Source organism: Pseudomonas sp. St29 (assembly GCF_001547915.1).
Classification (GTDB): domain Bacteria; phylum Pseudomonadota; class Gammaproteobacteria; order Pseudomonadales; family Pseudomonadaceae; genus Aquipseudomonas.
Window position 1 is genome coordinate 2,799,322 of the sequence record NZ_AP014628.1, and the last position, 13,659, is coordinate 2,812,980.

Genomic DNA, 13,659 nt, shown 5'->3' on the forward strand with positions numbered 1-13,659 from the left:
CGCCGTTGTTGCGGGCTTACCGCGCGCGCGTTAAGCCTTCGTTTCCCTGCCGACCGTAGGAGCTGGCTTGCCAGCGAAGCGGCCCCTACCTCGGGTGCAACTGTTACCGCTATTGCGTAGGAGCTGGCTTGCCAGCGAAGAGGCCCTTGAACCAGGTGCCGGCCTTGGAGGCGCCTTCGCCGGCAAGCCAGCTCCTACTCAGGTGCATCTGTTCCTACGGTCATGCCGGGGTGGCGGGTTGCTTGTGCTGGACGGTACTCCTGGGGACGCTGGCGAGGATCAGTTCGGCAGCCTTCTCGGCGATCATCAGGGTCGGCGAGCAGGTATTGCCCGAGGTGATGCGCGGCATGATCGAGGCATCGGCAATGCGCAGCCCGGGAATGCCGTGCACCCGCAGTTGCGCGTCCACCACGGCGTGGGCGTCGCTGCCCATGCGGCAGGTGCCCACCGGGTGGAAGATGGTGGTGCCGATTCGCGCCGCCGCTTCATGCAGTTGCTCTTCGGTTTGCAGTTGCGGCCCCGGTAGGTATTCGCAGGGTTTGAACGGCTGCAGGGCCGGGGCGCCGACGATGCGCCGGGTCAGGCGGATGGCGTCGGCGGCGATCCGCAGGTCCTCCGGGTGGCTCAGGTAGTTGGGCTGGATCAACGGCGCAGCGCCGGCGTCCACCGAGCGGATCTCGACCCGGCCCCGGCTCTGCGGACGCAGGTCGCAGACCGAGGCGGTAAAGGCCGGGAAGCTGTGCAAGGGCTCGCCGAAGCGCTCCAGGGACAGCGGCTGCACGTGGTATTCGAGGTTGGCCCGGGTCTGTTCCGGGCCCGAGCGGGCAAAGGCGCCCAGCTGGCTCGGGGCCATGGACAGCGGGCCGCTGCGGTCATACAGGTAGCGCAGGCCCATGCCCATCTTGCCCCACAGGCTGCCGGCGATCTGGTTCAGGGTGCGGGCGTTTTCCAGCTGGTAGATCAAGCGCAGTTGCAGGTGGTCCTGAAGGTTTTCGCCGACCCCGGGCAGGGCATGGCTGACGCCTACCCCCAAGCGTTGCAGGAGCGGCGCCGGACCAATGCCCGAGCGCTGCAGGATGCTTGGCGAGCCGATGGCGCCGGCGCAGAGAATGATCTCGCGGCGCGCCTTGAACTGCTCCAGGCGCCCCTGGCAGCTGGCGTGTACCGCCGTGGCGCGGCCGTCCTCGAGAATCAGCCGCTGCACCTCGACCCCGGTCAGCACCACCAGGTTGGGGCGCTGGGCGATCGGCTTGAGAAAGGCCTTGGCGGCGTTCCAGCGCACCCCGGCCTTCTGGTTGACCTGGAAGTAGCCGCAGCCTTCGTTGTCGCCGCCGTTGAAGTCGTCGATGTTGCCGATGCCGCTCTGCTGCGCAGCAGTGCGGAAGGCATCGAGGATCGGCCACGACAGGCGCTGGCGCTCGACCCGCCATTCGCCGGCGGCGCCGTGCAACTCGCTGCCCCCGGCAAAGTGGTTTTCGCTTTTCTTGAACAGCGGCAGCACATCCTGCCAGCTCCAGCCCGGGTTGCCTGCGGCGGCCCAGCCGTCGTAGTCGGCGGCCTGGCCGCGCATGTAGATCATGCCGTTGATCGATGAGCAGCCGCCCAGCACCTTGCCCCGCGGGTAGCTCAAGCTGCGGCCCTGCAGGCCCGGTTCGGCTTCGGTCTTGAAGCACCAGTCGGTACGCGGGTTGCCGATGCAGAACAGGTAGCCCACGGGAATGTGGATCCAGGGGTAGTTGTCGCGGCCGCCGGCTTCCAGCAGCAGCACCCGGTGCTGGGGATTGGCCGACAGGCGATTGGCCAGCAGACAGCCGGCGGGACCGGCGCCGACCACGATGTAGTCGTAGGCGTCAAAGGCGGGAAGCATCCATGACCTCTTCTTGTTCTGATTCTTGTTGCCTCATCCTAGTTGTTAGCTTTCGTCAAAAGAATGTTAGTTTTTGCCCACCCGCTGTGCGTTTTCTAACAGCCGCCAACCTCGACATCGATAAGGATTTTCCATGTTCGACTGGAACGACCTGCGCTACTTTCTCGAACTGCAACGCAGCGGGCGCCTGCTCACCGCGGCGCGGCGGCTGAACACCACCCACGCCACGGTGGCCCGGCATATCGAGGCGGTGGAGAAGGCCCTGGGCACCGCACTGTTCGTCCAGCATGCCCAGGGCTATGAACTGACCCCGGCCGGCGAGGCGCTGCTCAAGCACGCCGAGGCCATGGAAAACGTCGCCTTGCTGGTGCAGGAAGAAATCACCCAGTCCAGCGCGCCCCTGGGCAAGATCCGCGTGGGGGTCACCGAAGGCCTGGGGGTGAAGTTTCTCGCCGGGCGCATGTCCGCGCTGTTCGAGCGCTATCCGGGGCTGGAGGTGGAACTGGTGGCGGTGCCGCGCTTTGTCAGCATTCTCAACCGCGAGGCGGAGATCAGCATTCACCTGGAACGCCCCAGCGCCGACATGCTGGTGACCCGCAAGCTCACCGACTACCGCCTGGCGCTGTACGCCAGCCCGAGCTACCTGGACCGCGCGCCGCCGCTGCGCAGCCGCGAAGACCTGGGGCGCCACGCCTGGATCGGCTACGTCGACGACCTGCTGTTCAGCCAGGAGCTGATGTTCCTCAACCAGTTTTGCCGCAACCCGCAAGTGGTGTTCCACAGCACCAGCGTCATCGCCCAGCAAGAGGCGGCCCGTTCCGGCCTGGGGATCGCCGTGCTGCCGTGCTACATGGCCGCCGCCGACCCGCAGCTGGTGCCGCTGTTGCCGGCCGAGAGCATCCAGCGCGCCTACTGGATCAGCACTCGCCGCGAGCTGCACAAGTCGGTGCGGCTGCGGGTGGTCTGGGACTACCTGATGGAGTTGTGCGCGGCCCAACAGCAGGTGTTGCTGGGGCCCCAGTCCTAGCCTGGCTCAGAGAATCGGCCCGCAATGGGCCGAGCTGCGGATCGGCGCCCCGGGCTGGATATCGACGAAACGCGAGCCATAGGACACCGGGTTCAGCGGACCGCCTTCACGACCCATGCCAAGGCCGCCGGCGCTGCGGGTTTCGCCTTCCTGCAGCAGCGGGTCGAGGCGCGCGCGCCAGTCCAGCAGGCGCAGGCTCACCGCCTGGCGCCGTTGCAGGTCGCCGGGCAGCAGGGGGCTGGAGCGGTGCCAGAGGTATTTGCTGAACAGCAGGGCGTCGCCGGGATCGAAGCTGTCTTCGATGCGCTGCTGTTCGAAACTGTCGGTGAGCAGTCCCGGGGTGCAGTAGGTCTGGCGCAGGTGTGCGGAAAAATCCTCGATCGCCTCGCCCCGGGCCAGCTTTTCGGCCAGCAGGCGCGAGAACTGGAAGTTCGCCTGGGCCGAGCACCGCGACAGCGGTACCCAGGCCATGCCGCCACCCTGCTGCTCGGGGCGGATCGGCTGCAACGGCAGCCACAGGCTGAAGGCCGGGTCCTGGGGGCGGATGTAGCGAAAGTTCAGCGAGTCGTAGTGCCAGGCAAAGCCCGAGCGACCGGTCTGCAGCTCGAAGCTCTGGGCCTCGCTGACGATCAGCCGGCAGCCCGTGAGGCGGGTCAGCACCTGGGTGAAGGCCGGTTGCCGGTAGAGGCGTTCGAGGATGCCGATCTGCCCCAGCTGGTGGGTCAGGCGACTGAAGCCGTCGCCATGGGCGGGGGCGCTGGTGCGGCAGGGGCGCAGTTGGCTGTCGACCAGTTCACTTAGGTGCTCGATGGCTGTCGGGGTCAGCAGTTGGCGCAGCTTGATGAAGCCGCGCTCTTGAAAGTGCCGCAAGTCGTCCTGCTCCAGACGCAGCGGGTTGACCAGGAGCGGGGTGTTCTCAGACAGGACCGATGGCAGGTTCACGGGGGTCTTCCATTACCGGGGAATGGGCCCTTGAGTATGGACAGCTGGCGCCGGGGCGACAGGCTGGATTCGACCTCGAACAACGTCTTTGCGACATGCACCAGGCTCGCTCGCTGCCTTAGCCGTCAGGCCGGATGTAGCGGTCCTGGGTCTGGATGAACTCATCGAAGGCCCGGGAGTTGTAGACCTCAAGGCAAGCATGCAGCACCACCTTGTCGCGGCTGTATTTGCTGCTCCCCGAGGCCTGCTCATAGGCTTGTGCCACGTAGTCGGTGGTGGCGGTGTAGGGGTTGTGCAGGATTTCCAGGGTGTCTTCGTTCTGCTGCACGTCGTACCGGCCTGCGCCCAGCACGCCGTACATGCCGAGCGCGTGGCCGACGTCCTGGCGCATGGCCGAGGGCTCGGTGAAACGCTCGGCCAGGCAGTGGGCCAGGCCGTAGTTCTTCAGCGACTGGCGGGCCGCGTCGACCGCGCTCGTGGCCTGGGCCGCGCTGCAGACAGCGGTCAGCGACAACAGCCATGCGCTCATCCTGTTCACCCTTGTCACTCCTCGATAGGGACCCCGGCCGGTGCGGGCGGCGGCAGATGGTCGGCGGCGCCACGGCGCTTGTCAACGAGCGGCCCCGCCGCCGGCGCTACTGGCAGGCTTCGACGACCGGGGCGCGGGCCGCGTGCTGGCGGGTCAGCAGCAACAGCCCCATGGCCAACAGGCTGGCGCAGCCGGCCAGGGCCATGGCCAGGCGGAAACCGCTGGTCATGGCGGCGCCATAGAGTTCGCCGAACAGCGGGGCGTGCAGCGGCAGGCGGTGCTCGGTCACCGCTTGCCGGGCCAGTTCGGCGGCGCCGTGGAACCCGGCCGCGGCGCCGGACTCGCTGAGCACCTGCACCGCCCGGGCGCTCATCAGGCTACCGAGCAGGGCGATGCCGACGCTCATGCCGGTCTGGCGCAGGGCGTTCATGCTGGCCGAGGCGATCCCGGCGCGCTCCGCCGGTGCGCAGGCCATGACCACCAGCCCGGTGGCCGGCACCGCCAGGCCCATGCCCAGCCCCAGCAACGCGAACAGCGAACCCACCAGCCAATAGGGCGTATGAGCGTCGAAGCCGGCCATGGCGCTCATGGCCAGGCCCACCAGGCCATAGCCGCCGATCATCAGCCAGGGCAGGGGGATGCGCCGGTGCAGGCGACCGAAAAGCATCGATACCACGCCGGTGACCGCGAACTGCGGGAGCATGCGCAGGCCGCTGTCGGCGGCAGACCAGCCCTGGATCTGCTGAAGGAAGATCGAGAAGAAGAACAGGCTGCTGTAGCAGGAAAACCCGAGGATGAACGAAGCCAGGTTGGCCACCGCGAAGGGCCGCTGGCGCAACAGCGCGAGCGGCACCAGCGGCCGCTGCACTCGACGCTCCACCAGGATCAGGCCCAGCAGGGCCAGGCTCGCCAGCAGCCAGGAAGCGAGGGCTGCGCGGCTGGCGAAGCCGCTCTCGCCGGCGACGATCAGCCCGTAGGTCAGGGCCCCGAGGCAGAGCATGCTAAGGACCTGGCCCAGCGGATCGAGCGCAGCGTGCTGGGGATGCTTGCGCTCGCTGATGCCCCAGCCGCCGAGCAGCAGGGCCAGCAGGCCGATGGGCAGGTTGATCAGGAAAATGCTCTGCCAGCCCAGGTGTTCCAGCAGCAGGCCACCCAGCAACGGGCCGAGGATCAGTGCCAGGGCGCTGAACGCCGACCAGCCGCCGATCACGTGGGCCCGTTGCCGTGGTTCGGGAAAGGCGTGGCTGAGGATCGGCATCGCCCCAGGAATCAGCAGGGCCCCGGCCAGCCCCTGCACCGCGCGCCCGGCCAGCAGCAGCGCGAGTTCCTGGGCCAGGGCACAGAGCAACGAGCCGAGGCAGAACAGCAGCACGCCGATCAGCCAGCAGCGCTTGTGGCCGAAGCGGTCGCCCAGCGGCCCGGCCGACAGCATGCATGCCGAAAGGCAGATGGCGTAGGCATTGATCACCCATTGCAGGCCGCCCAGACCGGTGGCCAGGGTGTGCTGCAAGGTCGGCAGGGCGACGTTGACGATGCTGATGTCAAGGGACGCGAGGAAGGTCCCGAGGTAGGCGGCGGCTACCAGGGCAGGGCGGCGATAGCGGTCCATGAAGAGTCTCCCGCAGGGGCTGGAATGGGCATTCGCGGCGAGCATAGTATTTCGACTGACCGTCGGTCAATGGAAAATGATATCGATTCTCAACTCTCTTTTCCGTCGCCGTTGCCCTAGAATGTCGACCTTTGTCGAGCAGCCCGGATGCATCAATGAGCGTGAAGTCCTCCCCGGTTTCCCCGCCTGGCGCCGCCCAGCCACGGCCGCGCACCAAGCCGGCCGAGGTGCGCCTGGAAGAGCTGATGGCCGCCGCCGAGAGCCTGTTTCTCAGCCAGGGCGTGGAAGCCACCACCATCAGCGAGATCGTCCAGCGCGCCGACGTGGCCAAGGGCACCTTCTACCACTACTTTCCATCCAAGAACGAGCTGCTGGTGGCCCTGGGGCAGCGCTATACCCAGAACTACCTGCAGCGCCTGGAGACGGCCGTGGCTGCCTGCCCGGAAGACGACTGGGTGGCCAAGGTTTCCTGCTGGATCGGCACCAGCGTGCAGGCCTACCTCGACACTTACCGCCTGCACGACATCGTCTACCCCAACCACCATCACCATGACCGCGGCAACCCGGAAAAGAGCGCGATCCTGACCCAGTTGCTGGGCATCCTCGACGGCGGCCAGCGCGCCGGCTGCTGGTCCCTGGCGCAGCCGGGCGTGATTGCCTCGCTGATCTACGCCGGTGTGCACGGCGCCACCGACGACGTGATTGCCGCTGGTGAAGAAGATGGCCGGGCGCTGTCCGAGGCAATTGTCCAGGCCTGCCTGCGCCTGCTGGGCCTGCCTGTTGCGTAACGTCTCTACGGGTAAAAGGAACGCCCCCCGATGAACAGGATCAAGCTCATGCTCGGCTCCGCACTGGCGGTGTTCCTGGCGTACCAGGCCTACGGCTGGTTCTACTACGGCACGCCGTATCAGGGCCGCAACTACAGTCCCGATCAGGCCTTCTACTACCAGAAGTACCGCCTGTTCAGCTGGCGCACCTGGATTCCCACCATGACCATGCCCGGTGATGGCGACAGCTCGCGGTACAGCGTTGGCGGCTACCTGCGAGTGTTCAAGGCCGACGGCACGCCGGTGGGGCAGTCCTATGACGGCTGCATTGCGGTGGTGGAAGTGTCCTGGTACGACGATGCGGTGGGCGGCTTCGGCTGCAGCGAGCACTTGATCGCGCTGTCCGCGAAGGCCACGCCGGACTGAGCGTTCAGTCCTGGCGCCCGCCCATGGGCTATGGCTCGCGGCGCGCCGTCCAGGCACTGCCCAGCCGCAGCGGTTGATGGCAGGGAATCGACAGGGTAGCGCGCAGGCCGCCCTGGGGCAGGTTGTCGAGGCTGATCCGGCCGCCCAGGTGGCGGGCGATGACGCTGACGATGGTCAGCCCAAGGCCGGCGCCGTTGACGTTGCCGCGACTGTAGAAACGCTCGAACAAGCGCTCGCGCTGGCTTTCGTCGATGCCCGGGCCCTGGTCCTCGACGCTGAGTTCGAAGTGCTCGCCGACCTCGGCCAGGCGCACGTTGATCACGCCATTGGCCGGCGAAAAGTTCACCGCGTTGCTGATCAGGTTGTTCAGGGCGATATCGATGGAGGCCGCTTCCGCGCGGATCGGGTAGGCGCGTTCGTCCACGTCGAACGACAGTTCCAGGCCCTGGTTCAGCAACCATGGCGTCAACTGCACCAGGCTGTCGCGCACGGTGTGGGCCAGGTCGATGAGCTGTTCGCTGGGCACCTGCGCCTTGGGTTCCAGGCGGGCCATGGTCAGCAGCTGGTTGACCAGGCGCCCGGCGCGGTCGACGCCGAGGATCAGCGATTCCAGGGAGGCCCGGCGCTCCTGCTCGGTGCCGGCTTGGAGCAGGTTCTGCGCGTGCACCCGCAACACCGCCAGGGGCGTGCGCAGCTCATGGGCGGCGTCGGCAATGAAGCGTCGCTCGCGCCCCAGCAGCTCCTGAATCTGCGTCAGCATGCGGTTGAGGGCGGCCTGCATGGGTTCCAGCTCCCTGGGCAGGGGTTCCAGGTGCAAGGGTTCCAGGGAACCGCTGGGGCGCGCCCGCAGGGTCGCGGCCATATTGGCCAGGGGGCGCAGGCCCCAGCCGATGGCCAGCCAGATGATCACGGCCAGCAACAGGCTGCCCAGGACGTTGGGCCACAGGGTGTGGCGCATGATGCGGCTGACCAGGTCGCTGCGCACATCGACCCGCTCGCCGACCCAGATCCGCAGGCCCGAATCCGGATCGTCCAGGGTGAAGGTGCGCCACTGATGGTCGTTGCCGTCCTGTTCATTGCCGAAGCCTGGCGCCAGCGGCTGTAGCGCCAGGACCGGGGCGCTGGTGGTGCGCACCAGCAGGTTGCCTTTGCGGTTCCATACCTGGAAGGCGATCTTGCTTTCGTAAGGGTGACCGTCGACCTGGGGCATGGCCTGGCTCAGGGCCAGGTTGAAGGCGTGATACAGCTGGGCCTGATCGATGCTGCTGCTGGGCATGCGCATGATGCCCAAAAGCAGCCGGGCATGTTGCGCCAGCTGAGCGTCGTAGACTTCGTCGATCTCATGGTTGCTGTCGTGCAGGTTGAAGCTGGTCAGAATCAGCAGGCCGGCGAACAGCAGACCGATGATCAGGGTCAGGGTGCGCTGGCGAATCGAATTCATCGACGCTCCTCTACCAAGTAACCCACCCCGCGAATGGTGCGGATCAGGTCGGCGGAAAACTTCTTGCGCAAGTGGTGGATGTGCACTTCCAGGGTGTTGCTCTCGGCCTCTTCATTCCAGCCGTAGAGCAGTTGCAGCAGGCGGTCGCGGGTCATCACCCGGCCCGGCGGCGAGAGCAGTTCGTAGAGCAGCTGGTATTCCTTGGGCGTCAGGGCCACCGGCTCGCCGTGGTAATGCACCTGCTGGGTGCCCGGATCGAGGCTGATGCCGGCATGCTCGATCAGCACCCGGGCGCGGCCGGCGCTGCGTCGCAGCAGGGCCCGCAGCCGGGCCTTGAGTTCGTCCAGGTCGAAGGGCTTGATCAGGTAGTCGTCGGCTCCGGCGTCGAGGCCGGCGATGCGATCCTCGGTGGCATCCCGGGCGGTGAGAATCAGCACCGGCAGGGTCGAGCCGCTGTCGCGCAGGCGCTTGAGCACTTGCAGGCCGTCCAGGCGCGGCAAGCCCAGATCGAGCAGGGCCAGGTCGAAGGTTTCGCTGAGCAGCGCATGCAGCGCGCTGTTGCCGTCCCTGAGCCAGTCCACGGTGTAGCCTTCGCGGGTCAAGGCCTGGTGGATACCTTCGCCCAGGGGCTGGTCGTCCTCGATCAGTAGTAAGCGCACATCGACTCCTGTCCTGTTCCGGTCATCTGATTTTCTTGCCCACCTCGGCCAGCAAGGCCCGGATCTCTTCGCGCCGGCCCTGGTCGGCCACTTCCCGACCGGGGCGCGGCGGCGCCTGCAGGGCCTTGAGCAAGGCGACCCGGGCTTCGCCGTAGCGGCCCTGGCGATACAGGTGGTCACCCCAGAAGTACAGACTATCCAGGCCCTCGGGGTTCTGCTGCAAGGCTTGCCGGAGCAACTCCTCGGCCTTGTCGGCGTCGCCGAAACCGATGGGCCAGCCGGGAACGCGATCATACAGCGCGGCGAGGCTGGTGTAGGCGGAACCTTGCAGGGCCTTGGGGTCCAGGCCCAGGGCCAGTTCCAGGTCGGCCTTGGCCGCCTTGGCCTTGCTCAGGGCGCCGAGTCCGCCCTGGGCGCCGGCCCAACTGCTGGTGACGATGCCCGACCAGATCCAGGCCTCCGCCAGCGCGGGACGCTCCTGGGTAAAGGCCCGGGTTTGCGTGGCCAGTTGTTCAAAGGCCGCCGCCCGCTGCTCGGCCGGCAGTTGGTACTGAATGTGCGCCCAGCCTTGCTGGATACCGTTCAGACGCTGCTGGTCGGCGGCATCCAGGGCCCAGGCGGGCAGGCTCAGACAGCCCAGCAACAATGCACTGATCAGGGTTTTCATGGTTCCTCGTGCTCCCGTTCGGAACGGATGCTCAGCCGCCGGATCAGCGGCAGGTGTTTGCGCAGGCCGCGATCCACCAGATTCGGCAGCAGGCTGTTGAGGCGGACAAAGAAACGTTCCGGCCAGCCCAGGTACAACTCGCGGTGATCGCCGGCGATGGCGTGCAGCACCGCGTTGGCCACGGTCTGCGGATCGTCGACGTTGCTTTTCAAGGCATCGTTCAAGGCCTGGGCCGCGGGGCTGTTCATGCTGGTGCGGGTGGCGCGCGGCGCCACATAGAGCACGTTGACCCGGGTGTCCGCCAGCTCCCGGCGCAGGGCCTCGGAAAAACCCCGCAAGGCGAACTTGCTGGCGCAGTAGGCGGCGTAGCCGGGGTAGCCGATGGAGCCGTAGGTGGAGCCGACGTTGACCACCATGGCGCTGGGAGCCTGTTGCAGCAGGGGCAGCAGCAGGCGGGTCAGGCACATCGGCGCGCCGATGTTGACCGCCAGCATGGCGTTGATCTCGGCATCGTCGAGCTGTTCGAGCATGGCGAAGTGGTTGATTCCGGCGGCGTTGATCAACAGGTTGACCCCGCCGATGGCCTCGGCGGCCAGCAGCACCTTGCGTCGGTCGCTGAGGAAGGTCAGGTCCGCCGAGACCCAGCACAGCTGGTCGGGGTAGCGCGCCAGCAGGTGGGCCAGGGGCTCCTTGTGCCGGGCCACGGCCAGCACCCGGGCACCACTGGCGCACAGGGCCTCGGTGATGGCCAGGCCGATGCCGCCACTGGCGCCGGTGAGCACCGCGCGGGTTTCAGGCAGACGCATGGGCGCTCTCCCCGACACGTGGCAGACCACGGAACATCTCGCTGTACAGGTGGTAGACCACCTTTGAGGCATGGATCACCGCGGCCTGGTCGGAAGGATCGTCGAGACGATCCATCAGGCGCCGGTAGGTCTGCATGTGTTCGATGTCCAGGGCGCCGTGGGACGCCAGGTAGCTGAACGCGCTCTGCGGCAGTTGCAGCGTCTCCCGTATGCTGCCGGCGGCCAGGGTGGCCAGGGCGATGCTGGTGCCTTCCAGCACGTTGACCATGCCGAACAGGCCCACCGGGTTGCCGCGGGCGATCAGGTCGTAGAGAAAGCTCACCATCAGTTCGATGGCCAGGCAGGGCTGACCGTCGCGCACCGCCAGGCGCTGGCCGCCGCAGGCGACGATGTCGTTGAGCACCCACTGTTCGTGGCCGTACTCGTCCTCGATGTACTCGCACACCGCGCCGCGCAGCCATTCCAGGCGCTCGGGCAGGCGGGCGCCGCAAGCCATCATCAGCGGCACGGTGTGGCGCACGTGGTAGTAGGCCTGGACCAGGAAGGCCCGGTAGCCCTCAAGGCTGACCTGGCCCGCCAGGGCTTCACGAATGATCGGCAGGTTGAACAGTTGCTCCCGCTCCTGGGCGGTGGCCGCTTGCAGTTGGTCAAAAAAACTCATGACGATGATTCCTCGGAGTGAACAGTCGGGCAGAGCAGGTCGCGATAGTGTTCGACGATGGCTTCGCGACGAGGCCGGCCGTTGGCGGTCAGCAGGCCGTTGGCCGGGGTGAAGGGCTGTTGCAGGCGGGTCCAGTGATGGACCTGGGCGTAGTCGGGCAAGGCCTCGTTGGCCTGGGCCACGGCGGCGGCCAGCTGGCTGTCGCTGCAGTCCGCGCGGTGGGGCCAGAGCAGGGCGTGGTTGCGGGGCTGGGCCTCGCCGTAGACGAAGGCCTGGGCAATGTGGCTGCGCTGGGTCAGTTCGGCCTCGACCCATTCGGGGTTGACGTTGCGCCCGTAGCTGGTGACGAACTGATGCTTCTTGCGGCCCTTGAGGTAGAGGTAGCCGTCGCTGTCGAACTCGCCGATATCACCGCTGTGCCACCAGCCATCGGTCGTCGCGGTCTGCCCCAGGTAGCCCAGCAGCACCGAGCCCTCGATCAGTACCTCGCCATCGGCCGCCAGATGCACCCGGACATGGGGCAAGGGCTGGCCGACGCTGCCCGGACGATGTGCCCCGGGACGATTGAGGCACACCACCGAGGCGCATTCCGACAGCCCGTAGCCTTCGTAGACCGGCAGGCCCAGGCGTTGGGCCCGTTGCAGCAGCTCCAGGGACACCTTGGCCCCGCCGACCGCGGCGAAACGCAGGTGGGCGGGGTTGAACTGGCGCTGCTCGGCGGCGGCCACCAGCAACAGCAGCAACTGTGGCACCAGGATCAGGCTCTCGGCCTGGCGCTGGGCCAGGCAGCCGAGCAGGGTCGGCGCGTCGACGCCGCTGGCGCCCTGGATGCCCAGGGTCTTCTGGCTGGGCAGGCTGAGGGTGGCCCCGGCGTAGAGCGCGGCGTAGCAGCCCAGGTTTTCCAGAAGAATCCCCAGCGGCAGCAGCGCCAGGTGATGGCGCGGATTGCTGGAATGACTGGCCTGCTCCAGCTCCCGGGCCACCCGCAGCAGGCTGTCGGCGCCCAGGCATACGCCCTTGGGGGTGCCGGTGGTGCCGGAGGTGAAGGTCAGTTTCGCGGTGCCCGGGGGCATGATCGACGGCCCGTCGAAGTGCCGACGCCAGAACTCGCCCTGGCGCTGGTAGCCGGCGGCTTGCAGCGCTGCGTCCTGGCCGTCTTCGGCCACCAGCAGTTCGGCGCGGCTGTGTTCCAGGCAATGCAGGCGCTGGGCGTCGGTGAAGAACGGTGGCAGGGTCAGGCAGGCCAGGCCCTCGAACAGCGCGGCCAGATCCCACAGCAGCAGTTCCGGGCCGTTGTCCAGGGCCAGCGCCACGACCTGCACCTGTTCATCGCGCAGGCGTTGCTGGCGGTAGATCACCTCGGCGTAGAGGGTGGCGTAGTCCAGGCGCAGGCGGTCGCCCCACAGCGCGATATGCACGGTCTTTTGTTCGGCGTGTTGGCGAAGCGCTTCCTTGAAACGCTGCACTTCAAGCGACATGACTGCTCTCCTCGAACGACAGCGGCAGGCCCAGGCGGTTGAACATCCCCATGTTGCGCAAATGGATGAACCCCGCCCGGATACTGCCCACATGCACGGCTGGCTGGCTCTGGTAATAGCTGCCCCAGTGATGACGGTCTTCACCCAGGCGCTCGGGGTCGGCCACGCACAGGGTCAGGGGGCGCAGGCCCAGGCGATGGAAACTGTTGACCAGGCCGACGTTGCCGGTGAACGCCACCCATTCCAGGTCACCCATGGCCAGCAGCCAGGTGATGGCGATGATCGACAGCCGCGCGCTGCCGGTGTCGCTGGCCGCCAGGTTGCCCACTTCCACCACGCCCTGGCGTTCCACCGGGCCTTGCACCGGGCGTTGTGCGGCGAGGTTGATCAGGTCCTCGATGGGCTCGTCCAGGTAGCGTTCCAGAAACAGCGGGCCAGCCTTGGCCAGGCGCACCCCGGCCACGGCGCACAGCGCGCCCTGGGGATCGCTGAGGCCGAACAGCTCGGGCATGAATTGACGGATATCGGCGCCGTGAACCTGGCGAAAGCGCTGGCTGACGTAGGTTTCGAAAAGTGCTCGCTGCCCGTCCCCGGGCAGGCTGCGGTCCAGGGTCAGGGGTGGGGCGCAGTCGCGCCCGAAATGCAGCGGCAGATGGATGTTCCAGTCGAAGCCAGGCATTGATATAGAGCCTCCCGGGGCGTGTTGGGGAGGAGTATCGGCAGGCTTTCTTAAGCCAATCTGAAGATGGCAAAGAGACAGTTCTGCGCTCTTCAGGTTGC

The 13,659-nt window shown here is 67.1% G+C and carries 14 protein-coding genes; 3 read left to right on the forward strand and 11 right to left on the reverse strand.

The genetic code is table 11. The annotated features are described in order from the left end of the window. Positions 1 to 220 precede the first annotated feature (220 nt). Positions 221 to 1,867 (reverse strand): GMC family oxidoreductase, encoded by a 1,647-nt coding sequence (locus PST29_RS12730; RefSeq protein WP_060843276.1) that lies wholly within the window; start codon positions 1,865 to 1,867, stop codon positions 221 to 223. A gap of 133 nt (positions 1,868 to 2,000) precedes the next feature. Here PST29_RS12730 and PST29_RS12735 point away from each other — a divergent pair, with 133 nt between their 5' ends. Further along, a complete protein-coding gene (locus tag PST29_RS12735) occupies positions 2,001 to 2,894 on the forward strand; it encodes a LysR family transcriptional regulator (protein ID WP_060838803.1) in 894 nt (297 codons plus the stop codon). 6 nt (positions 2,895 to 2,900) lie between these two features. Here the strand turns inward: PST29_RS12735 and PST29_RS12740 are convergent, their stop codons facing one another. The 3 genes from PST29_RS12740 to PST29_RS12750 form a co-directional block, all read right to left on the reverse strand. Beyond that, entirely contained in the window at positions 2,901 to 3,836 is a 936-nt protein-coding gene (locus PST29_RS12740) for a phytanoyl-CoA dioxygenase family protein (RefSeq protein ID WP_060843277.1), read from the reverse strand. Positions 3,837 to 3,954: 118 nt separating this feature from the next. After that, the gene (locus PST29_RS12745) at positions 3,955 to 4,365 is read right to left on the reverse strand and encodes a hypothetical protein (protein WP_232513234.1); all 411 of its coding nucleotides are present in this window, start codon (positions 4,363 to 4,365) and stop codon (positions 3,955 to 3,957) included. Between the two features lie 106 nt (positions 4,366 to 4,471). Next, positions 4,472 to 5,974 (reverse strand): MFS transporter, encoded by a 1,503-nt coding sequence (locus PST29_RS12750; protein ID WP_232513236.1) that lies wholly within the window; start codon positions 5,972 to 5,974, stop codon positions 4,472 to 4,474. A gap of 155 nt (positions 5,975 to 6,129) precedes the next feature. On the opposite strand from PST29_RS12750, the gene PST29_RS12755 reads away from it, so the two are divergent. Both PST29_RS12755 and PST29_RS12760 read left to right on the forward strand, forming a co-directional pair. Next, positions 6,130 to 6,762 carry a TetR/AcrR family transcriptional regulator gene (locus PST29_RS12755; protein ID WP_060843280.1) on the forward strand — a complete coding sequence of 211 codons (633 nt, stop codon included), beginning with the start codon at positions 6,130 to 6,132 and terminating at the stop codon, positions 6,760 to 6,762. Between the two features lie 30 nt (positions 6,763 to 6,792). Continuing rightward, positions 6,793 to 7,167, forward strand: coding sequence for a hypothetical protein (locus PST29_RS12760; RefSeq protein ID WP_060843281.1), 375 nt, complete (start codon positions 6,793 to 6,795; stop codon positions 7,165 to 7,167). Positions 7,168 to 7,195: 28 nt separating this feature from the next. Here the strand turns inward: PST29_RS12760 and PST29_RS12765 are convergent, their stop codons facing one another. The 7 genes from PST29_RS12765 to PST29_RS12795 are packed head-to-tail and all read right to left on the reverse strand — an operon-like array spanning position 7,196 to position 13,558. Beyond that, entirely contained in the window at positions 7,196 to 8,608 is a 1,413-nt protein-coding gene (locus PST29_RS12765) for an ATP-binding protein (RefSeq protein WP_060843282.1), read from the reverse strand. Continuing rightward, positions 8,605 to 9,267 (reverse strand): response regulator, encoded by a 663-nt coding sequence (locus PST29_RS12770; RefSeq protein ID WP_060838808.1) that lies wholly within the window; start codon positions 9,265 to 9,267, stop codon positions 8,605 to 8,607. The genes PST29_RS12765 and PST29_RS12770 overlap by 4 nt, the downstream gene beginning before the upstream one ends. Before the next feature lie 22 nt (positions 9,268 to 9,289). Further along, complete coding sequence (locus tag PST29_RS12775) at positions 9,290 to 9,934, reverse strand: tetratricopeptide repeat protein (protein WP_060838809.1); 645 nt, start codon at positions 9,932 to 9,934, stop codon at positions 9,290 to 9,292. Next, positions 9,931 to 10,740 carry an SDR family oxidoreductase gene (locus tag PST29_RS12780; RefSeq protein ID WP_060843283.1) on the reverse strand — a complete coding sequence of 270 codons (810 nt, stop codon included), beginning with the start codon at positions 10,738 to 10,740 and terminating at the stop codon, positions 9,931 to 9,933. The genes PST29_RS12775 and PST29_RS12780 overlap by 4 nt, the downstream gene beginning before the upstream one ends. Continuing rightward, positions 10,727 to 11,401 carry a TenA family transcriptional regulator gene (locus tag PST29_RS12785; RefSeq protein ID WP_060843284.1) on the reverse strand — a complete coding sequence of 225 codons (675 nt, stop codon included), beginning with the start codon at positions 11,399 to 11,401 and terminating at the stop codon, positions 10,727 to 10,729. The genes PST29_RS12780 and PST29_RS12785 overlap by 14 nt, the downstream gene beginning before the upstream one ends. Beyond that, positions 11,398 to 12,879: an AMP-binding protein gene (locus PST29_RS12790; RefSeq protein WP_060843285.1), complete on the reverse strand. Its 1,482-nt coding sequence runs from the start codon at positions 12,877 to 12,879 to the stop codon at positions 11,398 to 11,400. The genes PST29_RS12785 and PST29_RS12790 overlap by 4 nt, the downstream gene beginning before the upstream one ends. Next, positions 12,869 to 13,558 (reverse strand): thermostable hemolysin, encoded by a 690-nt coding sequence (locus PST29_RS12795; RefSeq protein WP_060843286.1) that lies wholly within the window; start codon positions 13,556 to 13,558, stop codon positions 12,869 to 12,871. Before PST29_RS12795 ends, PST29_RS12790 begins: the two co-directional genes overlap by 11 nt. Positions 13,559 to 13,659 lie beyond the last annotated feature (101 nt).

Bases quoted from the DNA above. Each gene is read 5' to 3' on its own strand.
- PST29_RS12765 (WP_060843282.1), bottom strand. From the start codon at position 8,608: ATGAATTCGATTCGCCAGCGCACCCTGACCCTGATCATCGGTCTGCTG.
- PST29_RS12730 (WP_060843276.1), bottom strand. From the start codon at position 1,867: ATGCTTCCCGCCTTTGACGCCTACGACTACATCGTGGTCGGCGCCGGT.
- PST29_RS12785 (WP_060843284.1), bottom strand. From the start codon at position 11,401: ATGAGTTTTTTTGACCAACTGCAAGCGGCCACCGCCCAGGAGCGGGAG.
- PST29_RS12760 (WP_060843281.1), top strand. From the start codon at position 6,793: ATGAACAGGATCAAGCTCATGCTCGGCTCCGCACTGGCGGTGTTCCTG.
- PST29_RS12735 (WP_060838803.1), top strand. From the start codon at position 2,001: ATGTTCGACTGGAACGACCTGCGCTACTTTCTCGAACTGCAACGCAGC.
- PST29_RS12795 (WP_060843286.1), bottom strand. From the start codon at position 13,558: ATGCCTGGCTTCGACTGGAACATCCATCTGCCGCTGCATTTCGGGCGC.
- PST29_RS12755 (WP_060843280.1), top strand. From the start codon at position 6,130: ATGAGCGTGAAGTCCTCCCCGGTTTCCCCGCCTGGCGCCGCCCAGCCA.
- PST29_RS12750 (WP_232513236.1), bottom strand. From the start codon at position 5,974: ATGGACCGCTATCGCCGCCCTGCCCTGGTAGCCGCCGCCTACCTCGGG.
- PST29_RS12745 (WP_232513234.1), bottom strand. From the start codon at position 4,365: ATGAGCGCATGGCTGTTGTCGCTGACCGCTGTCTGCAGCGCGGCCCAG.
- PST29_RS12790 (WP_060843285.1), bottom strand. From the start codon at position 12,879: ATGTCGCTTGAAGTGCAGCGTTTCAAGGAAGCGCTTCGCCAACACGCC.
- PST29_RS12780 (WP_060843283.1), bottom strand. From the start codon at position 10,740: ATGCGTCTGCCTGAAACCCGCGCGGTGCTCACCGGCGCCAGTGGCGGC.
- PST29_RS12775 (WP_060838809.1), bottom strand. From the start codon at position 9,934: ATGAAAACCCTGATCAGTGCATTGTTGCTGGGCTGTCTGAGCCTGCCC.